The organism is Anabaena sp. TISTR 8404 (assembly GCF_056847745.1).
This window is the reverse complement of the sequence record NZ_CP180578.1, coordinates 1,298,191-1,314,315: the sequence shown is the minus strand read 5'-3', so window position 1 is coordinate 1,314,315 and position 16,125 is coordinate 1,298,191. Positions and strand designations below refer to the sequence as shown.

13 protein-coding genes are annotated in these 16,125 nt (G+C 39.1%); 3 read left to right on the top strand and 10 right to left on the bottom strand.

Translation table 11 applies throughout. The features are described 5' to 3' along the window. The 3 genes from cas3 to ACMX3D_RS05625 all read right to left on the bottom strand — a co-directional run bounded on the left by cas3 (position 1) and on the right by ACMX3D_RS05625 (position 2,571). Positions 1-1,995 (bottom strand): type I-D CRISPR-associated helicase Cas3', encoded by a 1,995-nt coding sequence (gene cas3, locus ACMX3D_RS05635; RefSeq protein WP_482750469.1) that lies wholly within the window; start codon positions 1,993-1,995, stop codon positions 1-3. A gap of 59 nt (positions 1,996-2,054) precedes the next feature. Then, the gene (locus ACMX3D_RS05630; protein WP_482750468.1) at positions 2,055-2,288 is read right to left on the bottom strand and encodes a DUF433 domain-containing protein; all 234 of its coding nucleotides are present in this window, start codon (positions 2,286-2,288) and stop codon (positions 2,055-2,057) included. Positions 2,289-2,364: 76 nt separating this feature from the next. Further along, positions 2,365-2,571, bottom strand: coding sequence for a hypothetical protein (locus ACMX3D_RS05625; RefSeq protein ID WP_482750467.1), 207 nt, complete (start codon positions 2,569-2,571; stop codon positions 2,365-2,367). Between the two features lie 443 nt (positions 2,572-3,014). Between ACMX3D_RS05625 and ACMX3D_RS05620 the strand changes: the two genes are divergently transcribed. Beyond that, a complete protein-coding gene (locus tag ACMX3D_RS05620) occupies positions 3,015-3,881 on the top strand; it encodes a WYL domain-containing transcriptional factor (RefSeq protein ID WP_482750466.1) in 867 nt (288 codons plus the stop codon). A gap of 7 nt (positions 3,882-3,888) precedes the next feature. On the opposite strand, the gene ACMX3D_RS05615 is transcribed toward ACMX3D_RS05620, so the two are convergent. From ACMX3D_RS05615 to ACMX3D_RS05600, 4 genes are all read right to left on the bottom strand, one after another. Then, positions 3,889-4,791 carry a hypothetical protein gene (locus ACMX3D_RS05615; protein ID WP_482750465.1) on the bottom strand — a complete coding sequence of 301 codons (903 nt, stop codon included), beginning with the start codon at positions 4,789-4,791 and terminating at the stop codon, positions 3,889-3,891. 10 nt (positions 4,792-4,801) lie between these two features. Beyond that, positions 4,802-5,305 (bottom strand): phage tail protein, encoded by a 504-nt coding sequence (locus ACMX3D_RS05610; RefSeq protein WP_482750464.1) that lies wholly within the window; start codon positions 5,303-5,305, stop codon positions 4,802-4,804. A 13-nt stretch (positions 5,306-5,318) separates the two neighbouring features. After that, positions 5,319-5,468: a hypothetical protein gene (locus ACMX3D_RS05605; protein ID WP_482750463.1), complete on the bottom strand. Its 150-nt coding sequence runs from the start codon at positions 5,466-5,468 to the stop codon at positions 5,319-5,321. 72 nt (positions 5,469-5,540) lie between these two features. Continuing rightward, complete coding sequence (locus ACMX3D_RS05600) at positions 5,541-7,781, bottom strand: substrate-binding domain-containing protein (RefSeq protein WP_482750462.1); 2,241 nt, start codon at positions 7,779-7,781, stop codon at positions 5,541-5,543. Positions 7,782-8,082: 301 nt separating this feature from the next. Here ACMX3D_RS05600 and ACMX3D_RS05595 point away from each other — a divergent pair, with 301 nt between their 5' ends. Then, a complete protein-coding gene (locus ACMX3D_RS05595) occupies positions 8,083-8,721 on the top strand; it encodes a histidine phosphatase family protein (RefSeq protein ID WP_482750461.1) in 639 nt (212 codons plus the stop codon). 10 nt (positions 8,722-8,731) lie between these two features. Here the strand turns inward: ACMX3D_RS05595 and ACMX3D_RS05590 are convergent, their stop codons facing one another. From ACMX3D_RS05590 to ACMX3D_RS05580, 3 genes are read right to left on the bottom strand one after another with little or no spacing between them, the layout of a single operon-like run. Beyond that, on the bottom strand, positions 8,732-12,931 hold the full coding sequence (locus tag ACMX3D_RS05590) for a CHAT domain-containing protein (protein ID WP_482750460.1): 4,200 nt from the start codon (positions 12,929-12,931) through the stop codon (positions 8,732-8,734). Between the two features lie 29 nt (positions 12,932-12,960). Continuing rightward, positions 12,961-13,146 (bottom strand): hypothetical protein, encoded by a 186-nt coding sequence (locus ACMX3D_RS05585; protein ID WP_482750459.1) that lies wholly within the window; start codon positions 13,144-13,146, stop codon positions 12,961-12,963. A 57-nt stretch (positions 13,147-13,203) separates the two neighbouring features. Then, entirely contained in the window at positions 13,204-13,905 is a 702-nt protein-coding gene (locus tag ACMX3D_RS05580) for a hypothetical protein (RefSeq protein WP_482750458.1), read from the bottom strand. 223 nt (positions 13,906-14,128) lie between these two features. Between ACMX3D_RS05580 and ACMX3D_RS05575 the strand changes: the two genes are divergently transcribed. Further along, the gene (locus tag ACMX3D_RS05575; protein WP_482750457.1) at positions 14,129-16,099 is read left to right on the top strand and encodes a DNA polymerase III subunit gamma/tau; all 1,971 of its coding nucleotides are present in this window, start codon (positions 14,129-14,131) and stop codon (positions 16,097-16,099) included. Positions 16,100-16,125: the final 26 nt, after the last annotated feature.

Below are 16,125 nucleotides of genomic sequence, written 5' to 3'. Positions count from 1 at the left end.
TCACTCTCCCGCAATAAATATTTCATTAGTTGGTTGCCAATATAGAAGACTGTCTAAAAGTAGTGCATCCAATCCAAAAGCGACAGGATATTGTTTTCGACTTAAATCTACTACTTTGTGTAATTCAAATAAAGCAGGTAATCTATAAATACGACGCAATGCTTTAATATCGTATTTACTAGGGTCTGCAACGCAAGTTGTAAGGGGTAAATATTCAAGCTGTTGATTTATTTTTTTAATTTCTCTATGCTGACTCTGTATAAAAAATCCTTTCCTTTCTTGTGCTATATTGAGAACCAATCTATCCAAATAATCTGGAAAAGTTACTTCTACAAGTTCATAGCTACTTAAATATTGTGTAATTCGTGCATATAATCCCAAATTGTTTTTATAAAAGGGTTCATTTAAATTTCGACTAATTTCCTGAGCTTCATCCTCTGAAATAAGTTCAAAATCTGTTCCTGTAAGTAACCGTAATAAACTAATACTCCTGACTGCATTTGTATATGGATCATTAATCCATATATCTAACTGTCCTGCACCTCGAAAAGTCTCCAGATCCTTAATAATAATTTTGTGTTCTTTGAGTTCGTTCAGCCGACACCATTTGGGAGTTGCACCAACAAGCCGCGTAGCTTCCTGAGAATAACGCTCAATCAGAGTTTGATATTGATCTTTTTGCTGATTAAGCAAACAAAACCTAATTGTAGAAAGGACACAACCCCAACGGCTTAAATATCGGTCAAATTTTTGAGGCTGTTGATATACTTTTTCTCTAACATTTGTGAAAAAACTTTCTCTGTCTACTTCGGTTTCATTACGATAAATCTCAGAAAATTTATCTTTTACCCAATCTGGAACTAAAGCTATTGCTTGATAATTGGTAAATCCATCATGTCTTCCTAGTCGGCCTAAACGCTGAATAAATGTTCCAGCATCTAAAGATTCGTAAATTAAAAAGTTTATAGCAAAGTCTACACCTACATCAACTGTGGAAGTTGCAATAATTAATTGTTTATTCATTGCATCTTCTCTAATTTTTGCACCAGTGAGACCTGTATTTTCCCCTATACTTAAGCCCAAATTAGTATTCTCTAAAGTTTTGATTATTCGCTTGGCAGCAAATACACTGTTAGCAATGATAAGTCCTTTAGATTTAGGATATTGAACAAAGAATTGCTTGATGTATTCTAAATTCTCAAAAACCCAATTTTCGATTCCCCCATTGCTTTGCTCAGAACTAACCAAATCTAACTTAACTTCGTGTAGAATTCTACGATGAGTATCACTTTTTTTTAAATCATGATCATACTCACCTTTAATAACTTTGGTAGTAATCCCTGCTTTGTCAAGAACTCTTAATAAAATATTATCTGGGGTTGCAGAAAGAAAAAGAAATTTTGCTGCAAAACGCTCTCCTAAACTTGCTCTGTTAAATGCAATACCATCCAAGACATTAGCAATTTGTGGTGCGCTAAAAATATGGAATTCGTCAAATACGACGTACCGATAATAAGTTAGCCAATATTCAGCTATTTGGGCTATGTTGCCAAATCTACGATTATAGTAAAAGCGGTGAATTAAAGTAAAGATATCAGGATTGGTTGCTATTAAGTCATTGCCTTCGGCTGCATTTTTCAATGTTTCAATTTTGTTAAAACCCTCAGCACTCATATAGGAAGCTAATTTAGCTCCTGTAAGTTCACCTATTTGTAAATCAAGATTAAGTTTATTTTTCCATTTTCCTATTTGTTTAGCTTGGTCGCGTATAAGCTCATTGGTAGGATAGTTCAATAAAGCTTTTCCAAACCCACGTTCATTAAAAGCTGGAAGAAGAGCAGCTAAAGTTTTACCGTCACCAGTTAGAGCAGTATCAAATACAATTTGATAATTTTTAATAGCATCCCAAACTTCTTGTTGATGAGTAACAAGTTGAATATGAGAAATAGATGTCTGGGAATATTTTGACCATGTAGAAAGGAGTTTGATTTTCATAAATTACTCTAAGTCCTGAAAAATTGGAGATAATTTGGTATGGTTCTACATACACTAAATTAATAAGAGTCTGCAAAAACATTCTTTATCATCTCTGCACTATAGGCAATACAAGCGAGTATGTCTTCTTTTTCTATACCTGGATAAGCTTCAATAATTGTCTCAATTGTTTTTCCTGCGGATAAAAGGTCAAGAATCAGAGAAACCCAAATCCGATGTCCAAGAATGCAAGGTTTACCAAAACAAATATTTGGATCAATGGAAATTCTGGACAGCAAATTATCATCGGTCATAGTCATTGACCTCACTAGCTGCTTTTTAAGGAAATGGGAATAGCTGGAACTACCCCCAATATGCGAGAAATATTATTTATACGATCGCTTTCGGCTTGATGAGCAGTCTATACTCGTGCTGTTGACCTTGGATACGACGTTTATCAAACTGATAACCACGCTTCTTGAGAGTGTGCATAGTTGCAGAAAATCGATGGCTAATTTTCTCTACTAACTCTTCTGTAGAATGCCAGCAAGTATCTGACATCAGTTGAAGCATCCGATCTTGAAGGTTATCTTTCATCAGAAATTACCTCGATAGGTTTACGCCGAAGAAGCCATGTTAGTGCTAACCTATGAGATGCCACTCAACATAGGTGAACTGAAACGGCTTTGTTTCGGTTCTCCTTAATATAACACTATAAATTTGTCTGTAGTAAAAAAGTGATTAACTAGCAGAATCAACAAAATTCTGAATGAGATTTTTTTAGATGTATACTAAAGAAGCCTTGAGATTCAAACATAATCCCTATAAGGGATTGAAATTGTAGGAAAGATGTGATCAAGGCATTAAGACAACTCATAAATCCCTATCAGGGTTTGTCAGCCAGAGCAAGACTCTGGCTTTTTTTATATCTTTATTCAAATACCTTATATTGTGTCCGTAACTGGTTGTTAAAAACTATATTGGCACGCAAAATAGAAGTTGACAAGAGATTACAAGTATAAAGTATACGGACAATTTTAATGAGTCGAAAAGGTCAATCTATTACACTGTCGATATCAGAACACGATAAAGCTGAGTTAGAAAACTTAGCTCTGGAATTTGGTATGAAGTGGGGCGATCGCCCGAATATCTCCAAATTAATAGAAGCGATCGCTCGTCATCATTTAACTATTGGTAAAAATCACGACTGGTCAGAATCGCGTATACGTGCTATTGACCGAGCAATGCGAGTATTAGGAGACGTAGGGCAAAATGAGCAGGCGCAGATAATCGCACAATTATTACTTGAACGTAGCGAACTACCAATACCTCTGCGAACCGACATCGAAAGTTTTTTAGGAAACTTACCTCCACAGTGGCGTTTAGAAATAGACCGTTACATCTTACGCCAGCAGCCGTTTCAACTCAGTTATCAAGACGCAGCACAACGAGTATGGAATTTTACTGTGCGTTACGCCAAAGTTACAACTCACGAAAAACGTCAGTATCTTGACTGCTGGTGTGAGGAAACCCAAGGTAACTTTGATGTCGAAGAACTACAGCACAATTGGAGTTTGCGTTTAGATAGGATACAAGATGCTGCGGTTTTACCTGTTGGTGGTGAGTGGCGTTTTGGTTTAGCAGAGATAGATGTAGAAATGTATCTTTTTGCTGGTTTAGCCTTTGCTTATCAACCTAAACCAGAAGACAAAACAAATGAATGGCTACCAGATACACGAAAAGTGCGGCGAGTTGTGAGGGGTGTTTTTAGTACCTTTTGGTTTATTCGAGAGGTGATGCAATATGCACCAGATTGTGTGATTGTAGCACCGGAGAATGTGCGATCGCTCATCAAAGAAAAACTCAAAACTCTCTGTCAGTATTATGATTTAGAAGTTGATTACTGAGATAAATTTACCAAGACAAACGCCCGGAGTAATTATTACCCCGGCGTTCGCTTTCTATCGCCAAACGCCGTTTGAGCATTTTATAAACTTCTCGTGCAAGAGTGTCCAAGTTTTCTAATTCTTCTTTTGAAGCAGAATCTTCGTCGGTCGATAAATTACTACCATTCTCCTCAATCGATTCGGCTGAATTTGAAGTTTTAGGACTGGCTTGGATAACTTGTTTAGAAGTGTGATTTTTTAGAGTTCTGATATGTTGTAAAGGTGTTAAATTATCCCTTTGTTGCTTGTCTTTGAGCGCTTGTATAACCGTTGTTTGGCTAACACCATCAACTTGAGTTTCACCAAAGAATTCAGCAATACTTGACCATGAATCTGGTATGTCTTGTACTGGTGCTTTTTGGATTTGGTAAGTAGGAGTAGAAGAAATAGGGACTGAATGAGGTATATCCTCTGAGTCTATTTTATTTGCAACTGATGATTGAGAAATAGGACGATAATTGGAGATTTTTTTTAAGGCTTTAGGTAACTGGGGAATTTCTCTTTTTGCTTGAATAATTGTCGAATTTACATTAGTAGGTGTGATCGCTTCAGTTTGAGATAGATCTATTGTAAGATTATTATTTTCTGATTTATGTTGAATATTAGTTGATTTTGTTACTTTATTTACTTCAGATAGATTTGATTTGTTTAAATGTTTTGGTTTAGATTCAGAAACAAAAGGTGAATTTTGAACTTGAGTGTCAGAATTAGATAATGCTTTTGCACCTATAGGCATTAAAGTTTTGGGGCTGATTAATTTTTGCCCCAAAGGTTTATGAGTTAGTAAAGGACGCTTTATCCCTAAGTTTAAGTCTGTTATTTCTGTTTCTGAAGGCTCTGAGCCAAAATTTGTTGTCTCATTTTTTGCCATATACTATTTATTAATTACTAGAAAAGAATCCTGAGCTATCGCGTCCAGAAAGAATAGATGCACCGCCAGACCTTGTTTTATCAACTTTCAAGCCTTCGTATGTTAAAGTTAATTCTTCAATAGCAACTGTGCTAGAATCTGCACTTAAACTTGGTGCTTTCCAGGAAATAGGTACAGCACCAATTAAAGTCCAACATTGCATTGTTTCGCCTGCTTGATTAAAAACTAAAATATTGACGTTACGTCGTTCTGTTGCACCACTCAAAACTTTATTTAACCAATTCCAGAATGTTAAGTCGTTAGTAATACCACGTTTGAGGATAACATCGGAAAAATCTGCGGGATTTAACAATACTCTTTGTTGATTATTAACACCACCTTCAGCAAATTTTTCAGTTTTAATGTTAACACCCAAACCTTGGCATTCTGTAAAACAGGCTGTGAGATTACTCTCAATTTCTACATAAAATCTATTTGCGGTAACATAATTTAACTCTCGGCTGCTGTTAGCCATTTTTCCCTCCTATCTAATTTTTAAATTTTTCTTTTTGCTGCTTTAAGTCTTCTTTCATCAATTCATAAACTTTATCACTCAGCTTCCATAGTAGTTGACGATCGCACATTATCTTTCCTGCTAACTTAGCAAGTGCTTTTTGTTTCTCACTATCATTATTCATATATAAAAAACTGAGAAATAGAATTACATATATCAATAAAGTTTACCTCTGGAATATTAGCCAAAAGTCTACTCAATGTTTATTTTCATTTAGTGGTACTAAACCAGCTTTCTCTAATAGTTGTTGTACTTCTGAGGTTCTCAGCATTTCTGCAAATTTTTGACCGATGGGAGGACGGCTGTTATCTCCAGGATACAATACAACTAATGGATAGCTTAGTGGATAGCTGCCTGTTTTAAAAACTTGAACGTTAGGTTTATAACTGCCTTTATCATCACATAAATCAGTATTTGGATCTATTGATTTACCATTATCTTGTACTAAAGTTTGCACAGCAGCATGATTACGATATGCTATTGCTAAGGGATAAGCAGAACACTGACCAAATACTTGGCTGAGTGTAGCAAAACCAATACTGCCAATATTTTCTTCTTCAAAGTCGCGCAAGACTTTTTGCAACATTTCTAAGGTTGACAAAGACGTGATATTGACTGTCGAATTTGTGAAAGATGTACTGGATTTTTGCTGTTGTTGTAAATTGCGAAAAGCTGCGATCGCACTTGCATTTTGTAGTACTCTATTTTCAAAAACTCTGATTGATTCTGTATCTTTGGGTATGTAAAGACTGACTGGTAAATTAGGTAAATTTGCTTTTTTTAATTGTTTCCAGTTAGTAATTTTACCTGTATATAAATCTTGTAATTGCTCAATACTAATCTGACCATTCAGCGCTCTTGGTAGACTTTTATCGCGCTTAGAATAACTAAAAGCTACAAATACCACTAAACCATCATAGGCAAATTCTTTATGTCTTAACTCTGGACTAAATTTTTCAACTAAATTAGCGATCGCAAAGTCTGCTTTACTAGATTGTACGTTAGCGATCGCTTGCTCTAAACTATCTTCTGGCTGGTAATTTAACTGCAATTTCGGCTGACTGGCTTTTAACTTTTCTTCTAGGGTTTGATTTTGCAATATCAAATTGCTTTGTCGTCGGATAAAACTCCAAGTACTTTCTTTTTCAGCACTGTAGTTAAATTTTCCCGCTGGTACACCAGTCACACTTTTTAAACAACAAACTACTGGTTCTTCAACTACATCTTCTTGATATTGAAATTTTTGTATTATCCACAATATTAATCCAACTAAAAATAATACGCCTAATATACTTAATATTAATATAGATGGACGATAGAGCTTATTTATTTGTTTTTCAGATTCTGCTGTAACTATTAATACTTCCTTTGGTAAAATCTGATGGATTTGTAATAATGATTGTCGTGCTTCTTCGGCATTATTAAATGGTGTACCTAGTCCTAAAAGTCTGAATAAAAAAGCTTTAAAATCTAGACTTACTAATTGCCAATACTGCTCTTGTTTCGGGTCAATATCTGTATCTAACGTATTACCTGCTAACAAATAAAAGGCAACATATCCTAAATCTATCAAGTCTTGAGCAACAGTAGAAATGATAGTTTTTGTAGTTGATAAATCAAACAACTTTTCCCACAATGCTAAATCACTTAAATGGATAAAAAATTCTGCGGTATCAGCCGCTATCAACAGACTATCAAGATTAATATTACCGTGAGCGATTCCCTGTTGGATTTGCCCAGTGGGAAGACTAAATTTTTGAGTGTGGAGAAATTGCAGAGTTTGTAATACTTGGTCAAGAACACGGTACACTTCCCTCTCAGACATGGGTTTATTAATAGTTGTCAGGTATGTCCTGAGAGTGGGATAAGCATCGATATTGCCGCTAGTAACAAGATAGCAGCGTTCGGCAACTGGATCTGCGATCGCATCCCAAGGAAAATTCAACCGAATATCTTGAATTCTCCCATCGGCTAAACTCAAACCAGCTAAGCGTTCAAAGGCTTGTTTCCGGTCTCTAGTTTCCTCTGAGTTAAAAGCCAGTTGGGGTAATAAATATTCTTTAATAATTGCTGGTTGTTGGTCTGTTAGTTGAATTCCCTGATATAAACGTCCCAGACCACGATTTCCAAGATAACTATCTATGCGATATCGCCCTTTATATCCCCGAAATTCAGTTTTTGCTGGTAAAAGCGCCGGAAAACCACAGTTTTGACAAGTTTTAGCAGTGGGATTTTGCTCTAGTGTTTTTTGTGTCCATTCACAGCTTAAAGTATTTCCCGTCCAGCAGCGATATTTTCTGTAGATGATATCCACCCCTGTAGGAGTTGGTGGTTGTGTTACAGGAGTTAAAATCGGTTCTGGTTCTGGAACTGGTGGGTTTTCTGCTTTAGGGAAAAACCTCTGAGGTAGTTTGGCTTTGATTTGTTCATAAACCACGACTGAAAACCCTTAGCGATCGCTTTATCTGCCGCATCCTACACTGAATTTTTGCTCACAGACATTAGACTTTCCGCTAAAAAATTGGGAGTAGGAAGTCATTGATAACTATTGGTTGTAAATTTTATCTAATGGAAGAGATTAAGGTCATTAGCAAGATTGAAGCTAGATACAAATTCAAAAATTTGTGGTTGATTGACTTTTTTGGTTAATTACTTTGTCCTGGTGTTACATACTTGATTGCAAGATTAATGGTACTTTATGTTTGCACACACTCCTTTATGCCAATCCTATACAAGCTATGACACTCAATTTATATTTACTACGACACGGAGAAACTACTTTTAGTCAAAGTGGTAATTTCTGCGGTGCAACTGATGCGGAGTTGACATCTGAAGGGATGGAGATGGCACAGAGTTTTGCCGATGTTTATCAAAAATTGAAGTGGGAAGCGGTTTATGTTAGCCCGATGAAGCGCACAATTGCAACTGCCAAGCCAATTTGTGATGCTATTGGTATGGATATGCAGTTACGTGATGGACTGAGAGAAGGTAGTTACGGCGAATGGGAAAGTAAGAGTAAATCGTTTGCCCAAGAGAAATACGCCGAAAACTATGTAAAGTGGTTGACAGAACCCGCTTGGAATGCACCACTAGGTGGCGAAACGGCGGTAGATATTGCTAACCGTTCTATGCCTGTAATTGCTGAAATTCAAGAAAAACATCCCCAAGGGAATGTTTTAGTAGTTTCCCATAAAGCCACGATTCGGATTTTGCTTTGCAGTTTACTGGGAATTGATTTAGGACGCTATCGCTATCGGGTGAATATTTTGGTTGCGTCGGTAAGTATGGTTAAATTTGACGTTAATGGCCCTTTGTTAGAAATCTTAGGCGATCGCCATCATATACCAGAACATCTTCGCTCTCGTCCAGGAACATGATAGTTCCTACTTAATTTCTGCCTGTAATTATGAACCCTGCCCAATAATAAGGATGATTATATGGCTTTTTATCAGGAACTATTTTGCTAACTCTATATAGATGTGTTGCTAAATAAGTTCTAATTCTTAATTCATCAGGATGGAGAGATTTAATTAGATCTGCATACCATATAGTTAATTCTCCGGCTGTTACTTCTTGCAACCATGTAGTAGCTTCAGTTAAGGCATTAGCTGGTGATTGATTGACCTGGAGTCGGCGATAAAATTCTATGCTTAATAAAGCACTGGCGGATGATTCAACATTCCAAAGAGTGCTGATAATTTGGGGAACTCCACTACAGAGAAAACCATGAACTAAGGAGACATATTCGGTAGTAATATTCTGGCTGAGATTACTAGCAAATTTGCAAGCGGAAAGTATTACTAAGTTGTAACTAATGAGATTTTTCTGACAGATGTCTTCTATTGTCAGTTTATCTTCACCTGCCAATTCCAATTCTGATTTTGCCAGTTCAATAAAATTGTTGATGGCATTACCTGTAAAATGAAAGATATTGTAATTCTCAGCTAAAACATTTTCTACATTAGTTTTAGTAGCTGCCTCCTCCTTGATACGTTGAGGATAATCAAACATTTGGCTGATAACTTCTGATTCCAACTTAGCAAATTTTGGTGGAGAATAATTTATTCTAGTCGGAGATTCAATGCTGAGGAATTTTTGCTCTTGCAATCGTCCTAAAATTCTAGGTTGTAAGGTTAAACCTAAGTGGACACTAGGCAAATAGTTAATATTTAATTTTGACTCTAAACCTGGGATTTCTGAGTCAGAATTATAAGGGTTAAACAGTACGTGCAAAGGCAATCTAGACAAATCGCGGTGAGGAATTAAAATTAGATTTGTGATGCCTTCAAGTTCTTGGGTAATTGTAGAAATTTCGAGAATTTTTTGCAGATGTAAGAGTTTTTCTTCCATCTGCGATCGCCAGAAATGATTGCTTTTAGTTTGTGGGTCTTGGGCTTGGTGACAATAATCTTGATATGCTTGATTCCAGTCTTCTAACCAATGTTCAAAAGCAATCAGTCTTCTACTAGCTTCAGGTAAAGGTAATTCTTGCAGCGGTTTAGTAGTTTCTGATGATATATTTCCTAATTCTTGTACTGGAATAAATACCAAAATAGGTGATGGCGCTTCATCTTTAATAATGAAAGTATGCAGGGCGGCTGGGCTAATATGCCAGTAAATAATAGCAGTGCAAGGATTCAATAAATGTTGAACTGAACGATAGTTGAGTGAATAAATTTCATCTTGCCAGCCAAACAAAAGCCATTGTAAACAAGCATTTTTTCCCTGTTCTGCTAATTCCCAAGCTTCTACCAAATCACCAGATTCGACTAAAAAGTCAACTGCTAATTGCCCAATTCCCGCAAATTTCAGCGCTAACTGTTTTTTACTTTCCTCGGAACGAGTCTCATCACTCAGCAATTCTTGTAATAAATTAGCGGCGCGTTGTTGTAATTCTTGTGCTTGTGTGATTTGCCCTAAACCTAACAGCACTTTAATTAAAGATTGCAGTATCTCTAAATGCAGCTGAGGAAACCCTTCCCAGCTAAGAGTTAACAGTGCTTGATTGTAGCCAAATACAGATTTGCGCCAATGTTGGCGGGATGCAGGTTGTTTTTTACCTTGTTCATAATGGGTGTTACCAATGGCGAGATGCAATCTACCCCAACCTTCAGGGTGCGTATCAGGGCGGATTTGTTTTAACCCTTGTTCATAGCTGGCTAGTTTACCCACATAACCGCCTTGCTTTAAGGCAGGATTAGTGGCGGCAACGCTCGTTAATAAATTTAATACATCGGTATCTGGTAGATGACCGATCGCCGTACCTCGACCAATCCAAGCTTCCCAGTAGTCCAGTTTGATTTGTAAGGCGTTGTCGTAAGCAACGATCGCTTCAGAATATCGTTCTAAATAAAACAGTGCTACTGCTTGATTGTACCAAGCTAGATGAAAGTCGGGTTTAATGGCTATGGCTTTTTGGTATGAGGTGATAGCTTCTTCGCGCTTGCCTAAGTTATCTAGCGCTACACCCCGGTTATACCAAGCTAAATAAAAATCAGATTGTGCAGCTAAGGCTTGATCCCAAGAGGCGATCGCTTCTGACCACTGTTTTAAATTAAACAGCACCACACCTCGGTCAATCCAAACTTCGTGATAGTCTGGTTGCAGTTCTAAAGCTTGATTGTATGAGGTGATCGCTTCTTCATACTGTTCGCTCACAGCTAAAGCGATACCTCGGTAATACCATGTTTCTGGGTCTTGGGGTTGTAATTCCAAGGCTTGATCATAACTTGCTATGGCTTCCCCCAGATGTCCCAACTTCAGTAATGCCAAAGCTTTACTAGCCCAAGCTTCTGGGTAATTAGGCTGAATTTCTATAGCTTGATTAAAAGATGCGATCGCTTCCTCAAATAATCCCAATTCTCCCAGAGTACCGCCGCGATTGTACCAAGCTTTGAAATGGTCTGGTTTCAGGTCAATAGCTGTATCATAAGCAGCTACAGCTTCGGCGAAACGTTCTAAATGGAACAATGTCAAGCCACGATTAAACCAATACTCATAAGATTCTGGTTGCAATTCAATGGCGCGATCATAAGAAGCGATCGCACCTGTTAAATCTCCGGTTTTCGCTTGTTGCAAACCTTGATAAAACCAAGCTTGAGCTTGAATGACTGCATTTGCCGGATTAGTTGTAGTAGGTAGAGACGGGTTAGATTGTGTTGTCAAATTTATCGCTAACTGCTGCACTAAATGAGCGCTTTGATCTAGCCTCCCCAACAGTTCATCTAGGGTATAGGCGACATTTGGATCTAAATTTGCTAAATACTGATCCCAAGAATTTTCCGAAGATACTGTGCTGACGATTCTTGTCTGTTGTTCTGGATATTCTAATAACAATTCGCCTAAGTTACCGATGACATCCTCCGCAGCCGGAGTCAAAAATGCTACTGCTGCGGCAGGAACAAATTCCTCTCCTGTGTCTTCCCAGGTTACTTCTTCCTGATTTTCTGTTGCTATTTCCTGCGGTGGTGAGGTGGTGAATTCTTCCCCTGCGTATTCCCAACTTGATACAGATGTGTTGTCTATTACATATTCTTGGGGTGGTGTAGTCTCTGCCAATTCTTCCGCTGTATACTCCCAGAGGCTATCTGGGGAAACTTCTTGGGATGGTGTGGTGGTGAATTCTTCCCCTGCGTATTCCCAAGTAGATAAGGATGTATTGTTTATTACATATTCTTGGGTTGGTGTAGTCTCTGCCAATTCTTCCCCTGGTGGGTACTCCCAGAGGCTTTCTGGGGAAACTTCTTGGGATGGTGAGGTGGTGAATTCTTCCCCTGCGTATTCCCAACTCGATACAGATGTGTTGTCTGTTACATATTCTTGGGGTGGTGTAGTCTCTGCCAATTCTTCCCCTGGTGGGTACTCCCAGAGGCTATCTGGGGAAACTTCTTGGGGTGGTGAGGTGGTGAATTCTTCCCCTGCGTATTCCCAACTCGATACAGATAAGTTATCTGTTGTGGAGTCTTGAGGTATTGTACGAACTACAAATTCTTCTCCTGTGTATTCCCAGATGATTTCTTCGACGTTTTCCGTAGAAACTTCATCAGCTGCATTTTCTTGCGGTTCATCATACTCCCACAACGATTCGCCTAAATTACGCAGCAAATTCTGTCCGGGAGTATTTAACACAGAATCACTTTCATCGTTGGTTGTGGATACAGCAGGTTGCGCCTCAGTATCTTCATTCCATTCGTCGAGATTCCGTGTCATTAATCGGATACCAATGTCGTATGAAAGTTCGCCAACTTTGCCGACATTGAGTTCTCCAAGTTGTACCATCTGCGCTGCTAACTGTTCATTAGGCGCAGGTGAAATTAACAATTTTTCACCAAAATTGAGTAACCAATCTATCCAACGCTCAGTACTAATACGGTCTTCCATGCGTTGGAGATATCTAATAGCCCACTGTTGCCCTCGTCCTTGATGTACCCCTTCTAGCAGTTGGGTAAACAGAAGTTCCAAATCAGCATTAGTTAACTCAGGAGGTGGTTCTACCATCTCCTGTTCCCTAACGGTTTTTAAAGTCTGTTTACTACCAGTGGGCTGGTTTGACTGTGTTTTAAGCCACTGCCATAGCTGCGTGAGCATCTGTACATACTCTGAAGGTTTTGTTTATCCTAGATTGTAGCGATCGTTATGTCAAAAAAATCTAGATTTGCGTGAAACCCACTGTTATTAACGGATTTATCGGGTAGATGTTTATAAAAAATATACAAAACTTTGTTAGTTGTCATCCATTGGTTACAAAGTGCTGAGTGCTGAGTGCTGAGTTGAAATTTAGTTTTTTCCAGCTTTTGAGCCATCAACACTGTCCTCGCCTAAGTGACTACAGCCATACAATCCAGAGTTAATGGATTTGCTCAAGCTAACGTTTCATCGGCAGATGAGCTACTGGGAGTATAGTATTGATGTACCAATTCCTTAATAATCACTTCTGGATCGTCTGACTCAATTCCAAGTTGCTGGGAAATTTGCTGACGTAAGTTTTGATCTTCCTGCATCATGCTAAACAACTGTTCTAAGGTGACAGTTTGATAATCTCCTTCGGGAATAGAGTTATCTGCTGTTTCTGTTTCTTGTTGTTCTCCATAGTTTTCTGCTGATGGGAAATTTGTTCTGGAAGCATCTGGCCCGTCATATTCCCAGATAGGTTCGCCAGAATTACGAGTCAACAACTGCATCCCAATTTCGTAAGCTTCATCTCCAAGTTCTCCTACACCCAAATCACCTAGTTGTACTAACCGCGCAGCTAACTCATTATTCGGTGTAGGCGCTGCCAATAATCTTTCGCCAAAGCGTCGTAACCACTCTATCCACCGTTCTGTGGAAACCCGATGTTCAATATTGTGTAGCCACTTCAGCGCCCAGGCTTGTCCTCGCGCCTGATGCACTCCCTCTAAAAGTTCGGTGAACAGAAATTCCAAATCTGTATCGCTCAGGGGTGGGGCTGACTCTGGCTGGATATTCACCTCAGCTTTTTTAGGAGTTGGTTTTCTCCCGAATAAACTTTGAAAGAGGTTTTTGAGCCATTGAACTAACCGCTTGAGCATTTGCCGCACCATAAAGTATTGTATACCCTAAGATTGTAGCGATCCAACTGAACTATGAAGTATGAAGGCTGAGGTCTGAAAAGTTAAGATTTCATACTTCATACTTCACACTTTATACTTTATTAGTTCAAATGTACTATACTAAAAAACAGACACACTGCGTTTAAAATATTTGAACGCCGAGTTGGGCGTTAATAGTAAATCAATTTTGAAAATGTAGTGACATTTTCCCTCCATGCCTTACGAACCCCTGCACCACAAGTATCGTCCGAAGAGTTTTGCTGAACTAGTGGGGCAAGAGGCGATCGCTACTACCCTAATTAATGCTATCCGTACAGCTAAAATTGCCCCTGCTTATTTGTTTACCGGGCCAAGAGGTACGGGTAAAACATCTAGTGCCAGAATTTTGGCCAAATCCCTCAATTGTCTCAATAGTGACAAGCCGACAGCCGAACCTTGCGGTGTGTGTGATGTATGTCAGGGTATAACTAAGGGCTATTCCTTAGATGTCATTGAAATCGATGCTGCTAGTAACACTGGTGTCGATAATATCCGCGAACTGATAGAAAAAGCACAGTTCGCTCCAGTACAGTGTCGGTATAAAGTGTATGTGATAGATGAATGCCATATGCTCAGTACCCAGGCATTCAATGCGTTATTAAAAACCCTAGAAGAACCACCTAAGCACGTAGTATTTGTTTTAGCAACAACAGATCCTCAGAGAGTTTTACCGACAATTATTTCTCGTTGTCAACGGTTTGATTTTAGACGCATTCAACTAGAGGCGATGGTCAAGCATTTAAATGCGATCGCCTGGAAAGAAAGTATTGATATTACTGAAGAAGCTGTCACCTTAGTAGCCCAAATATCCCAGGGCGGGTTGCGGGATGCAGAGAGTTTACTTGACCAATTAGCGTTGTTATCTGGGGAAGTCACACCTGATAGAGTTTGGGATTTAGTTGGTTCTGTCAGTGAACGAGACTTGTTAGCATTATTGAGTGCGATCGCTCAAGATAATCCAGAAGCAATTTTAGACTGTAGTCGCTACATCCTTGACCGGGGTCGAGAACCGCTGACTATTCTGCAAAATCTTGCCAACCTTTACCGCGACTTACTCATTGCCAAAACAGCACCCAACCGCCAAGATTTAGTAGCTTGTACTGGGCAAACTTGGGCTGCCTTAGTTGAATTGGCACAAAATTTCCATATCAGTACAATTTTGGCGGGACAACAACACCTGCGCACAACCGAAGTCCAACTCAAAAATACTACCCAGCCACGTTTGTGGTTAGAGGTAACATTGTTAGGATTGTTACCTAGCGCCAGCGTTCAGCCGTCAACCACAGTTGTTTTACCCAAAATTAGCATCCCTGCACCACAAAATAATTATCACCCAGCACCACCACCAACCCAAAAAGCCACCCCTGCACCTTCACAACAGCAACCAACCTCGCCACCTCTCCCTGTTGCTTCACCTACACCTACACAGCCAGTCACACCGCCTCCTGTTGCTTCACCTGCACCCACACAGCCAGTCACCCCTGTACCAGCTGCCGAAGAAGTTGTACCAGCAGATGCACAATTAGACTTAACAGCAATTTGGCAGCAAGTACTGAGCAATATTCAGCAAATTCCCCGACGAGCATTGTTAGGGCAAATGTGCCATCTCATTGAGCTTGATGGTAATAGTGCGCGTGTAGGTGTAAAACCTGCATGGTACGACAAAGTTAAATCAGATTTAACAATGATTACAGCGGCTTTTCAGCAGACATTCAATCGAAACATTGAGGTTAGTTTAGAAAAAGCCACTGCTACCACTTCTTCCACAACTAAAAAAGAACCATCAGTCAACGGTTCCAACCGTGTTCAGCAACCACCTACTCCTAAGTACAACAACCATAATTCACCACCAGCGCCAACACCGCAGCCAGTTGCACCTCCACCTGTACCAGTACCTCAGTCGCAGGTTACACCGCCACCTGTCAAAACCGAATTTCCAGCAAATGGTAATGGTACTGCTAACATCCAAACTCCGCCACAACCCACGCAACACTCCTCAGAAGAATGGGAAGAAGTGACTAGAGCCGCTCAACATTTGGCACAATTTTTTGATGGGCAAATTGTTCGCTTTGCCGATGATGGCTCAGATTTATCTAGTCACATAACTGCATCCGACTGGGTAGAAGAAGCAGAAGTAGATGACTAGTACAAAAAGTCTGAAGTCTGAAGTCT